The organism is Pseudoroseomonas ludipueritiae (assembly GCF_014490445.1).
Taxonomy (GTDB): domain Bacteria; phylum Pseudomonadota; class Alphaproteobacteria; order Acetobacterales; family Acetobacteraceae; genus Pseudoroseomonas; species Pseudoroseomonas ludipueritiae.
Window position 1 is genome coordinate 1 of the sequence record NZ_JACTUZ010000168.1, and the last position, 9450, is coordinate 9450.

Annotated in this window: 9 protein-coding genes and 1 tRNA gene; 4 read left to right on the plus strand and 6 right to left on the minus strand. The window is 69.4% G+C overall.

Annotation, left to right across the window (positions count from 1 at the left end; all coding sequences use genetic code 11):
- Positions 1 to 245: 245 nt before the first annotated feature.
- On the minus strand, positions 246 to 1388 hold the full coding sequence (locus IBL25_RS22190) for a mechanosensitive ion channel family protein (protein WP_187780669.1): 1143 nt from the start codon (positions 1386 to 1388) through the stop codon (positions 246 to 248).
- Between the two features lie 373 nt (positions 1389 to 1761).
- Here IBL25_RS22190 and IBL25_RS22195 point away from each other — a divergent pair, with 373 nt between their 5' ends.
- From IBL25_RS22195 to IBL25_RS27395, 4 genes are all read left to right on the plus strand, one after another.
- Positions 1762 to 1962 carry a hypothetical protein gene (locus IBL25_RS22195; protein WP_187780670.1) on the plus strand — a complete coding sequence of 67 codons (201 nt, stop codon included), beginning with the start codon at positions 1762 to 1764 and terminating at the stop codon, positions 1960 to 1962.
- Positions 1963 to 2168: 206 nt separating this feature from the next.
- The gene (locus IBL25_RS22200) at positions 2169 to 2357 is read left to right on the plus strand and encodes a hypothetical protein (RefSeq protein ID WP_187780671.1); all 189 of its coding nucleotides are present in this window, start codon (positions 2169 to 2171) and stop codon (positions 2355 to 2357) included.
- On the plus strand, positions 2354 to 2713 hold the full coding sequence (locus IBL25_RS22205) for a hypothetical protein (protein ID WP_187780672.1): 360 nt from the start codon (positions 2354 to 2356) through the stop codon (positions 2711 to 2713). Before IBL25_RS22200 ends, IBL25_RS22205 begins: the two co-directional genes overlap by 4 nt.
- A 116-nt stretch (positions 2714 to 2829) precedes the next feature.
- Positions 2830 to 2961 carry a hypothetical protein gene (locus tag IBL25_RS27395; RefSeq protein ID WP_255722795.1) on the plus strand — a complete coding sequence of 44 codons (132 nt, stop codon included), beginning with the start codon at positions 2830 to 2832 and terminating at the stop codon, positions 2959 to 2961.
- Positions 2962 to 3756: 795 nt separating this feature from the next.
- On the opposite strand, the gene IBL25_RS22210 is transcribed toward IBL25_RS27395, so the two are convergent.
- From IBL25_RS22210 to IBL25_RS22230, 5 genes are all read right to left on the minus strand, one after another.
- Positions 3757 to 3832: transfer RNA gene (locus IBL25_RS22210), tRNA-Glu, on the minus strand.
- Positions 3833 to 3913: 81 nt separating this feature from the next.
- Positions 3914 to 5710 (minus strand): single-stranded-DNA-specific exonuclease RecJ, encoded by a 1797-nt coding sequence (recJ, locus tag IBL25_RS22215; protein ID WP_187780673.1) that lies wholly within the window; start codon positions 5708 to 5710, stop codon positions 3914 to 3916.
- Complete coding sequence (gene glpX / locus IBL25_RS22220; protein WP_187780674.1) at positions 5700 to 6680, minus strand: class II fructose-bisphosphatase; 981 nt, start codon at positions 6678 to 6680, stop codon at positions 5700 to 5702. The genes recJ and glpX overlap by 11 nt, the downstream gene beginning before the upstream one ends.
- Positions 6681 to 6720: 40 nt before the next feature.
- Positions 6721 to 8013 carry a homoserine dehydrogenase gene (locus IBL25_RS22225; protein ID WP_187780675.1) on the minus strand — a complete coding sequence of 431 codons (1293 nt, stop codon included), beginning with the start codon at positions 8011 to 8013 and terminating at the stop codon, positions 6721 to 6723.
- A complete protein-coding gene (locus tag IBL25_RS22230) occupies positions 8010 to 9230 on the minus strand; it encodes an LL-diaminopimelate aminotransferase (RefSeq protein WP_187780676.1) in 1221 nt (406 codons plus the stop codon). Before IBL25_RS22230 ends, IBL25_RS22225 begins: the two co-directional genes overlap by 4 nt.
- Positions 9231 to 9450 lie beyond the last annotated feature (220 nt).

A 9450-nucleotide genomic window follows, 5' to 3' on the forward strand; every position in this document is an offset into this window, starting at 1 on the left:
GCCGCCTCGGGCGCCGGGGTGGCGGCTCCGGCGGGCGCCGTTGGCGCTGCCTGGGCCAGGACGGGCGCGGGGCGAACCAGGCCGCCGGCCAGTAGTGGCAGCAACAGCAGCCAGAACGCAAACAGCAGGGAGCGGGCGTGACCGGGCACGAGGCCTCCTTCTACAATACCGCGGCGGCTTCTATCACATCCGGCGCGTGGCATGGATAAGCAGGGCCCAATCCTCCCCCGCGCCTGGGTGGCAGCTCAGAGGACCCTTTCGACCGCCCCCGCGCGCTGCATGTCCATTCTTTCCCCAGGCCGGCCTTCCAGCTGGCTGTCGATCTCGGCGCGGCCGCGCGGCAGTGCCCAGGGATATTCGGCCTGCAGGAAGGCGATCATCTTCTCCCGCACCTCGCAGCGGAGGTCGAAGGTCCGGCCGGCATTGCTGGCGCTGACCAGCATGCGGATCTCCATCGTGTCGGGGCGCAGGTCCGTGACCTGCATATTGACCACCCGCCGGTCCCAAAGCGGAGAGGCGCGCGCGATCTCCTCCAGCCTGCGCCGCATGGCGGCGACGGGGGCAGTATAGTCCACATAGATCATGGCAGTGCCGATCAGGCTGGCGCCCTCGCGCGTCCAGTTCTGGAAGGGCTTCTCGATGAAGTAGCTCAGCGGCAGCACCATGCGGCGCCAGTCCCACAGCCGCACCACCACATAGGTGGCGGTGATCTCCTCCACATTGCCCCATTCGCCTTCCACGATCACCGCATCTTCCAGCCGAATGGGCTGAGTGACGGCGAGCTGCACGCCGGCGACGAGGTTCTTCAGCACCGGCTGCAGGGCGAGGCCGAGCACGATACCGGCCGCGCCCGCCGAGGCCAGCAGCGAGACGCCGTATTGCCGCACCCCATCGAAGGTCATCAGCGCGGCGGAAGCGGTGATCAGCACGATCAGGATGGCCGCCACCCGCTGCAGGATGCGCGACTGGGTGGTGTGCTTGCGGGCGAGGAGGTTGTCCTCGGAATCCAGCTTGAAGCGGCGCAGGTAGATGGTGGTCCAGATATGCAGCACCGTCAGCGCCACCCAGCCCACCAGCGAGATGAAGCAGACCTGCAGCACATGGCGGATCACCCCCGCCTCCCCCGCCGTCAGCGGCGAGATGGCGGCGCCGAAGCCCAGGCAGACGATCACCAGCGCCAGGCGGATAGGCCCTTCCGTGCGCTGCACCAGGGAGCGCCAGAAGAGTTCGCGGTTGCTGACCAGCCGGGTGGCGAGGCGAAACAGAAAGCGATGGGCGCCGATGGCCACGCCAATGGCGACCGCCAGCACCAGCAGGCTGACGACCCAGTCCGGTAGCCAATAGAGTGATGTCACCGCCTCGCGTGCGGTCGTGGCAATGCTGTCCATGGCTCCCCCTCTGGTTGCCTGGCACCTCCCGTTGCGGGGGTTAATGCGTCAGGCATGGGGATGTTGCGCCGCGAATTGTCGCGAATCTTTACGCAATTACCGGGCCAAGAGCGGCGTCCTCAGGAAAGATTCGCCTTTGACCAGCCTGGTTGCCCGCGCTCCTCCAGCACAAGCGGAGTCTGGGAAGCCAAAGGCATGGCACTGATTCCGTGTCATTACTGGCTGTCCGCCGGCGCAGCCCTGCCCGCCCGCGCCTTTTTATCCTGCCGGCATTCACCAGCAGCCGGCCCTACATGCGGTAGGCCCTTGTTTGGCGGGAGCAACCCCGGCTTGGCACGCCGCATTGGTCAGGGAGACATTCACGGAGGCTGCCGTGCTGAACCCCTTTGCCCAGGCACCGATCTCGCCCGACCTTCCGCCGGAGCCGGTGCCGCCCCGGCCACCGGCGCCGCCCGGCCCGGACCTGCCGGATATTCCCGTAGACGACCCGCCGGGCCCGCGGGGCCCCAACCCGGATGAAACCGACATCCCGCCGGTGGGCGACCCACCAAGCGAGCCTCCGATGCGGATGTAGCCGCAGGGCCAGCAGGCCCGGCCATCGTACGCAATTTGTTCTTGTTCTTTCTTTGTTCATGTTTGTATATTCGGCGGGCCATGTCGTCCGCCGTCCTCGCCTTGCCCCGGGAGAGCCTGCTGGAGACCAGCCTGTCCAGGCTTCTGGATTGGGATGTGGCGGCACGCTGTCAGGATCCCTGCTGCCCCCCGAACCGGCCAATCCCGGTGCAGGAGATCCTTCTGGCGCAGGGCGATGTGCCGCTGGCGCGCAGCTTTCCCCGGCTGCGCTGTTCCGCCTGCGGCGGCGCGGTGGGCGAGGCGGTGCTGCGGCGTAACCTGCCGGGCGGCACTGTCTCGCGCCTGCTGCTCACCCGACCATCCCTTCCCCCGGTCTTCCCCCAGGATTTGCCATGAACGAGAGCATGACCCTCCGGCCCGTGCCCGGCCGGCCCATCATGGTCGATGCCAGCCAGGTCGCGCTGGCCCGCATCGCGGAACTGATCCGCGGCGGCGGCTCGCCCGAGCGTGTGGCGCGCGAGGTCGAGAGCATCATTTCCGCCTGGCGCATGGAGGCGATCCGCGCACCGGAGGAGGTACGGGAGCGGCTGGCCACCTGCTGCGACCATCTTGGCGCCGGCGTGGCCTCCGCCCGGCGGCAGGTGGAGAGCAGCGATGCCCATGACGGTGCGGCGCTGCGCCACCAGGCGCGCTCCCTGGCCGCCATGATCGCCGCGCGGGATACCATGAGCAGCGCCTACGACGTCATCTGAGGCCGTTGGCGCCTTCCTGGCCCGGCGTGCCGGCTCGGGCAGGCAATCCTGTGACGTGAGGCGGAACCACGTCCTCCTCCCCTTGTTGTTCAGGTGGAGCACGGAAAGGAGACAGGATGGCGGATCAGCAGAGCACGCCTGACAAGGGCGAGCAGAGCCAGAAGAGCCAACCGGCTGAGAAGCCCGTGGACCAGAAGGCCCAGGAGGAAGCCGCGACCGAGCGCAAGAAGACAGGCGGCTATCAGTAGGTGAAGACAAAAAAGGCCGGGCCGCGACATGGCGGCCCGGCCGGTCTGTTTCTGGATCAAGGCCGGCGAGGCACTCTCTGGCTTGTCAGGCGGCGCTCCCGGCCCATGGCCCGGGCCTCTCCGCCGCCAGACCCAGTTGGCCTTTACCCGCCGGAAGCGCCTCCGGCCTGTCCGCTGGAATTGCCCGTGCCTTGACCGCCCGAGGCCGCCCCGCCGGAGCCGCCCGTTCCCTGCCCGCCGGAGCCACCGGTTCCCTGTCCGCCTTGCCCGGCCTGACCGGCCCGGCCATCGGCGCTGCCCTGGGTGCGGCCCGGAGAGGCAGGCGCCGAGGTGCTGAAGTCCGGGCTGTTGGTCGGCGTGGAAACCCGCGGCGTGGGAGAGGAAGCCGACATTGTCGACCCACTGGCGCAAGCGGATAGCATCAGCGCCGACATGATGGCGACCGCGTAAGTGCCCTTCATGGTGCCATGATCCTTCTGTGGATGTGGTAGCCCTTGGCTAACATTCCGGAACGCGGCGAAGTTGCCGGGGCGAGGCAACAAACGGTCAAGCCCTGGTATGGACCTCGAACTGGCCTGGTCCGACAGCACCAATATGCCCAGCTCGCGCTCGCCGTCCTGAAATGCTCCAGCACGCGCGGAAACATGCCTGCCGCCATCCGGCCAGTTCAAGGCCAGACGACTGCTTCCATGAGCAGCAGCTCAGAAGACAGCTTGGCTAAGTTCAGTGGGATGAAAAGGGCGGCGCCACCTGGCTGACCGCCCTCATACCGGCTGCCCTTCCCTCTTGTGAGGGTGGCATCCCCAACGGGATTCGAACCCGTGTTACCAACGTGAAAGGCTGGTGTCCTAGGCCTCTAGACGATGGGGACAAGGCCGGTCCGCGTCTTGCGCGGGCGGCGGGTTACTAACCTGCCGCGCCGCCCTCGTCTAGCCCCTATGTGGCCGGTTTTTCACGCCGCGCGCGCGGCGTCCTGCACATGCAGGCTGGCCGAGACTTCGCCGTTCCAGCGCTCAGCCCGCAGGGCGCCGCAGAGATGCACGGGGGCGCCACCGCTGTTCAGCAACAGCTCCGCCAGCGGCCCTTCCTTGGCGCGGAAGCAGATGGCCTTCATGCGCCCGCCGCCCTCGCCCTGCACGAAGGCACGCACGGTGCCGCCTTCCCGCCCCACCCGGTCCGCGCGCGCGATCCGCACGCGGGGGAAGACGAAGCTAGGTTCCTCGTTGCCGGGGCCGAAGGGGCCGAGGCGCCCCACCTGCTCCGCCAGGTCCGGTGTCGCTGCGGCCACCATCAGGGTCGCGTCCAGCACCAGGTCGGCGGCGCCGGGCAGCGTGGCGGCATGGGAGAGACGCTCCGCCAGGAAGGCCTGCACCTCGGCCTGCCGCTCAATGCGGAAGGAGAAGCCGGCCGCCATGGCATGCCCGCCGCCGGTCTCCAGCAGCCCGGACTGCCGCGCCGCGATCACGGCGCTGCCCAGGTCCACACCCGGTACCGATCGGCCGGAGCCTTTGGCCAGGCCATCCGCCACGCCAGCCACACAGGCAGGGCGGTTGAAGCGTTCCTTCACCCGCCCGGCGACGATGCCGACCACGCCAGGGTGCCAGCCCTCGCCGGCGATCAGCAGCACCGGATGGCCCTCGGCATGCTGCCGCTCGGCCTCGGCGAAGGCGGAGGCCAGGACCTCGCTTTCCACCTCCTGACGGCGGCGGTTCACGGCGTCCAGGCGCTCGGCCATCTCGCGCGCCGCGATGGGGTCGTCGCAGGTCAGCAGCCGCACGCCGAGATCGGGCTCGCCGATGCGGCCGGAAGCATTGATGCGCGGCCCCAGCAGGAAGCCCAGCGTATAGGCGGAGGGCGCGTCCTTGGCCTGCGCCACTTCCAGCAGGGCGGCGATGCCGGCGCGGTCGCCCCGCGCCATGATCTTCAGCCCCTGCGCCACAAAGGCGCGGTTGAGGCCGGTCAGCGGCATCACGTCGCAGACGGTGGCCAGGGCCACCAGGTCCAGCAGCTCCCGCAGGTCGGGTTCCTTGCTGGCGGCGAAATGGCCGGACTTGCGCAGGGTGCGCAGCGTCGCCACGGCGGCCATGAAGGCCACGGCGGCGGCGCAGAGATGCCGCAGGCCGGAACCGCAGTCGAGCCGGTTGGGGTTCACGGCGGCGGCCACCACAGGCACCGCGCCCTCGGCCTTGTGGTGGTCCAGCACCACCACATCGGCGCGGCCCTGGGCGGCTTCCAGCGCCGCATGGGCGGCGATGCCGCAATCGACGCAGACGATCAGCGTCGCGCCTTCCTCGCAGAGGGCGGCGATGGCGATGGGATTGGGGCCGTAGCCTTCCTTCAGGCGGTCCGGCACATAGGCCCGCACCTTGCAGCCCAGCCCGCGCAGGAAGCGCAGCATCAGGGCGGCGGAGCAGGCGCCATCCACGTCATAGTCGCCGAAGACGGCCACCTGCTCCCCGGTGCGGATGGCATGGGCCAGCCTGTCGGCCGCCGCATCCATGTCCACCAGGGTGGATGGGTCGGGCATCAGCGCCCGCAGGGTGGGTTCCAGGAAGTCGCGGGCCTGCTCGATCCCCACGCCGCGCGCGGAAAGGAGCTGCCCCAGCAGCTCCGGCACCGCCAGGCGCTGGGCGATGGCCAGGCCGGTGCGCTGGTCGGCCTGCCGCCAGACCCAGCGCCGCCCGGTGACGCTGCGGTCGACGCCGAGAACCGGCGCCGCCGCATCAAGCGTGAGAAAATCAGCCGACAAAGGCACTCGGCTTCAGGGCGAAGTTGTGGTGCGCCTCGATGTAACGCACGGTCCCGGTCTTGCTGCGCATGATGATGGAATGGGTATAGGCCGCCTGGGCGCTGCGGCGAACACCTTTCAGCATCGGGCCGGTGGTGACGCCGGTGGCGGCGAACATCACATCACCCTTGGCCATCTCCTCGACCGAGAAGATCTTGTTGGGGTCGGTGATGCCCATCTCCCGCGCGCGGGCGATCTGGCTGTCGTCCTCATACATCAGCCGTCCCTGCATCTGGCCGCCGATGCAACGCAGCGCGGCAGCCGCCAGCACGCCCTCCGGCGCGCCGCCGGAGCCGAGGTAAAGGTCCACGCCGGCTTCCGGCTGCGACACCGCGATGACGCCGGCCACGTCGCCGTCCGGGATCAGCATGATGCGGGCGCCGGCGGCGCGGCAGGCCTCGATCATCTTCTTGTGGCGGTCACGGCCCAGGGTGCAGACCACCAGGTCGTTGATCTCGCACTTCTTGGCCCGCGCCAGCTCACGCAGGTTCTCGGCCGGGCTGGCGTCCAGATGCACCACGCCCGCCGGCAGGCCCGGACCCACGGCGATCTTGTCCATGTAGATGTCAGGCGCGTGCAGGAAGCCGCCATGCTCGGCCACCGCCAGCGTCGCGATGCTGTTCGGCCCGCCCGTCGCGCAGATATTGGTGCCTTCCAGCGGGTCCACGGCGATATCGACCTTGGGGCCGCCATTGCCGATCTTCTCGCCGATATAGAGCATCGGCGCCTCGTCCATCTCGCCCTCGCCGATCACCACCGTGCCTTCGATGTCCACGGTGTCGAAGGCCTTGCGCATGGCGTCCACGGCGGCGCCGTCGGCGGCATTCTTGTCCCCGCGCCCGATCCAGCGGCTGGCGGCCAGGGCCGCGGCCTCCGTCACGCGCACGAGTTCCAGGGCGAGGTTGCGGTCGACGGGGACGGGATCACGCATGGAAAGGCTCCTGTTCAGGCTTGAGCGTGGCTAACGGCGGTCAGAGCGATTCGATGCGGATCAGGGCCGGAGGTTCCAGCACCGAATCGAGCGCCGCGATGCGCGCCAGCGCACCACGCATCGAAGCCTCCTGGCAATCATGGGTCGTCAGCACGATCGGCACCGCCTCGCCCGGCGAGCGGCCGCGCTGGATCATGCTCTCCAGGCTGATGGCATGGTCGCGCAGCACGCCGGTGATCTCGGCCACCACGCCCGGGCGGTCCAGCACCATCAGGCGCAGGTAATAGGCGCCCACATGCTGGTCCATCGGCACGGCGGGGGTGTTCGACAATGCGGCGGCGCTGGCGCCCCAGACGGGGGTGGAGCGGTTGCGCGCGATGTCGATCAGGTCCGCCACCACGGCGCTGGCGGTGGGGCCGGCGCCGGCGCCGCGCCCTTCCAGCACCACGCGGCCGACGAAATCCCCTTCCGCCACCACGGCATTATAGACGCCATCCACCACCGCGATGGGGTGGCCCACCGGCACCATGCAGGGATGCACGCGGGTGGAGATGCCGCCATCCACCGCCTGGGCGATGCCCAGCAGCTTGATGCGGTAGCCCAGTTCCTCGGCCAGCTTGATGTCGAGCGCCGTGACGTTGCGGATGCCCTCCACATGCACGGCGGAGAAATCCACCGGCCGGCCAAAGGCCAGGGCCGCCAGGATGGCCAGCTTGTGCGCGGCATCGACGCCGTCGATGTCGAAGGACGGGTCGGCCTCGGCGTAGCCCAGCTTCTGGGCCTCGGCCAGCACATCGGCGAATTCGCGGCCCTGGTCCCGCATGCAGGTCAGGATGTAGTTGCAGGTGCCGTTCAGGATGCCGGTGACGCGGGCGATGTTGTTGGCCGCCAGCCCTTCCCGCAGCCCCTTGATGGCGGGGATGCCACCGGCCACGGCGGCCTCGAAGGCCAGGGTGACGCCGGCGGTATCGGCCTTTTCGGCCAGGGCGCCGCCATGCAGCGCCAGCAGCGCCTTGTTGGCGGTGACCACCGGCTTGCCGGCGGCCAGCGCCGCTTCCACCAACCCCTTGGCGGGGCCGTCGGAGCCGCCGATCAGCTCCACCACCACATCGACCTTGTCATCACCGGCCAGGGCGACGGGGTCTTCGTACCAACGCAGCCCGTCCAGCGGCACGCCGCGGTTGCGGGTGCGGTCCCGCGCCGCCACCGCCGTCACGGCGATGGGGCGGCCCGCGCGGGCGGCGATAATGCCGGCATTGTCACGCAGCAGCTTCAACACGCCCGCGCCGACCGTACCCAGGCCGGCAACACCAATGGCAAGCGGACGCGTCATGCTTTCACTCCCTCGGCGGCCTCGATGGCGGGGCCGGCATTGTCACCTTGCAGAAAACCACGGATGCCGCGCAGCGCCTGGCGGATGCGCTGCGTGTTCTCCACCATGGCGATGCGCACATGCGTGTCGCCGTGCTCGCCGAAGCCCAGGCCCGGCGCCACCGCCACGCGGCCGCGCGCCAGCAGCAGCTTGGAGAATTCGACGCTGCCCAGGCCGCGGAAGCGCTCCGGGATCTCGGCCCAGACGAACATGCCGGCCTCGGGCACCGGCACGTCCCAGCCCGCCTGCTTCAGGCCGCGCACCAGCACGTCGCGGCGTTCCTTGTAGAGCTTGCGCATCTCCTCGATGCAATCCTGCGGCCCGTTCAGCGCGGCGACGGAAGCCACCTGGATCGGCGTGAAGGCGCCGTAGTCGAGGTAGGACTTCACGCGCGTCAGCGCCGCGATCAGCTTCGGGTTGCCGGCGGCGAAGCCCATGCGCCAGCCGGCCATGTTGTAGGTCTTGGACATGGAGGTGAATTCCACCGCCACGTCCTTGGCCCCCGGCACCTGCAGGATGGAGGGCGGCACCCGGTCGCCGTAATACAGCTCGGCATAGGCGAGGTCGGAGAGGATGTAGATCTCGTGCTTGCGCGCGAAGGCGACCAGCTCGCGGTAGAAGTCGAGGTCGGCCATCAGGCCCGTCGGGTTGGACGGGAAGTTCACGATCAGCGCGGTGGGCTTGGGCACCGAATGGCGCACGGCGCGGTCCAGCGCCTCCAGCATCCGCTCATCCGGCGTATGCGGGATGGAGCGGACGGAAGCGCCCGCGATGATGAAGCCGAACTGGTGGATGGGGTAGCTCGGGTTCGGCACCAGGATGGTGTCGCCCGGCGAGGAAATGGCCGAGGCCAGATTGGCCAGCCCTTCCTTGGAGCCGAGGGTGGCGACCACCTCGTTCTCCGGGTTCAGCTCCACGCCGAAGCGGCGCTGGTAATAGCCCGCCAGCGCCCGCCGCAGGCCGGGAATGCCCTTGGAGGCCGAGTAGCCATGGGTATCCGGGTTCTGCACCGCCTCGATCAGCTTGGCCACGATATGCGGCGGCGTCGGGCTGTCCGGATTTCCCATGCCGAGATCCACGATGTCCTCGGCAGCCGCCCGCGCCTTGGCCTTGGCCTGGTTCACCTCCGCGAAGACATAGGGCGGCAGGCGGCGGATGCGGTGGAATTCCTCGGTCATGGCACGGGGTCCGGAGATGTCGTGGTGATGGGGGCGTAGAGCAGATCGCGCCCCGAGGAAACCGGCGCTTTGGCCGGAGTCCCGCGGTTCTTGCGCCCCAGCTACGCCCCGGCTTCTAGAGGCTTGGCGCCGGGGGCGGCGGGGTCAGCATCTCGGCCGGCGGCGGCGCCGGGGCCTGGCCGGGGTCGGCGGGCACGGCATTGGGCGCCGGGGGCTGGCC

Excerpts from the sequence above, each read along its gene's own strand:
- IBL25_RS22190 (WP_187780669.1), bottom strand. The coding sequence starts at position 1,388 with ATGGACAGCATTGCCACGACCGCACGCGAGGCGGTGACATCACTCTAT.
- IBL25_RS22205 (WP_187780672.1), top strand. The coding sequence starts at position 2,354 with ATGAACGAGAGCATGACCCTCCGGCCCGTGCCCGGCCGGCCCATCATG.
- IBL25_RS27395 (WP_255722795.1), top strand. The coding sequence starts at position 2,830 with ATGGCGGATCAGCAGAGCACGCCTGACAAGGGCGAGCAGAGCCAGAAG.
- glpX (WP_187780674.1), bottom strand. The coding sequence starts at position 6,680 with ATGCGTGATCCCGTCCCCGTCGACCGCAACCTCGCCCTGGAACTCGTG.
- IBL25_RS22225 (WP_187780675.1), bottom strand. The coding sequence starts at position 8,013 with ATGACGCGTCCGCTTGCCATTGGTGTTGCCGGCCTGGGTACGGTCGGC.
- IBL25_RS22230 (WP_187780676.1), bottom strand. The coding sequence starts at position 9,230 with ATGACCGAGGAATTCCACCGCATCCGCCGCCTGCCGCCCTATGTCTTC.